The sequence below is a fragment of the Lentimicrobium sp. S6 genome (assembly GCF_013166635.1).
Lineage (GTDB): Bacteria > Bacteroidota > Bacteroidia > Bacteroidales > UBA12170 > UBA12170.
This window is the reverse complement of the sequence record NZ_JABKBZ010000207.1, coordinates 1-1303: the sequence shown is the minus strand read 5'-3', so window position 1 is coordinate 1303 and position 1303 is coordinate 1. Positions and strand designations below refer to the sequence as shown.

Genomic DNA, 1303 nt, shown 5'->3' with positions numbered 1-1303 from the left:
TTTGGATTTTCGTAGATAATATCTTGAAGCCAGTATTCATCTTTCCCAGCATTTCGTATAAATATTTTCTTTCCTATTTTAATCTCATTTTCCATAGTGTACTGTCTTTATTTTTATGGTTGCCAACGACCAGAATATGGGGCGTTTGGCATTTCAAAGCTCCCCACTATCAAACCGCTATATGTTTTATTAAATGTACTCATGTTCAAATTTAGCACTATCCGCCAAATGACCTATATTTATTGTTGTGTTGCGTTATTTGGTATTGCAACTATATATCCCAGCAATTCAATTTTGTCGTCAACCATTTGATAATTAAGTTGCTCAAGCATTCCCTTATCATTATCAAATCCATAATTTATTACATAAAAATCCCCTTTTCCAATTTGGTCAAGGTATGTGTAATGGTGTTTACTCTTAAAGCTTCTCTTACCACCTAATTTCTCAAGATTCCCAATCTGTTTGATATAATCTTCAAATTGTGATTTAGTCACATAGCTTCTCATAGTCTCGCCAGTCATAGTCCATATTGAATCAATGTCTCCGCTTACAATGTTATCAATTAATTTGTCGCTGAGAATTACAATCTCTTGAAACAAAGAATCATTATCATGGTGAAATTTACATATCTCATCGACTTTGTTTGTAAAATAATCGAATAACAAGTCTCTTTCCTTTCTTGCTTCATTACTAATTATGAATCTAAAATGAACATCATCTTCTTTTGTCGATTGTTCGGATACTAAAAATCTTTGCCATCTGAGATTTCCAAGTATTTCATCGCTAAGATTTGGCAAATCGACCCTAATCATATCAATGAAAAGATAATTTTCTAAATCATTACAGAGTTCAACATTCTTATCCTTTGTTTCAAAATCATCAATCAGTAAAATACCAAATTCATTTTTGTTAGTCTTATTGGTTTTACATGACGTAATCAGTATAATACTGGTCAGAATTAGTAATATTTTTCTCATAATTAATCAAGTTATCATATAGAACTGGGGTTTCTCACTAATGCAACACAACGTCCTAGGCTATGCATAGTGTGGTTTTCAAAGCCATTATCTATCTGCCTACTCCGATGTTTATTTTATGTTTATATATTCTATTCTACTACAAAACCCACATTATGTATGAGCCTTTGTTACCAAGCGTTTTGAACTCTTCAATTTATAGGTTTCATCTCCTTCAAATCACCAAATAATCAAAGCATTAAAATCTATATTATTAGTCATTCTTCAGGGCATTTTTTATTTTAAAAACTCTTTAAGCGGCCAAAAAAGTTCGAACTTAAAATGTC

1 protein-coding gene is annotated in these 1303 nt (G+C 31.3%); it reads right to left on the bottom strand.

The features are described 5' to 3' along the window. Nucleotides 1-239: 239 nt before the first annotated feature. Nucleotides 240-977, bottom strand: coding sequence for a DUF4019 domain-containing protein (locus tag HNS40_RS22365; RefSeq protein WP_172284929.1), 738 nt, complete (start codon nucleotides 975-977; stop codon nucleotides 240-242). Nucleotides 978-1303 lie beyond the last annotated feature (326 nt).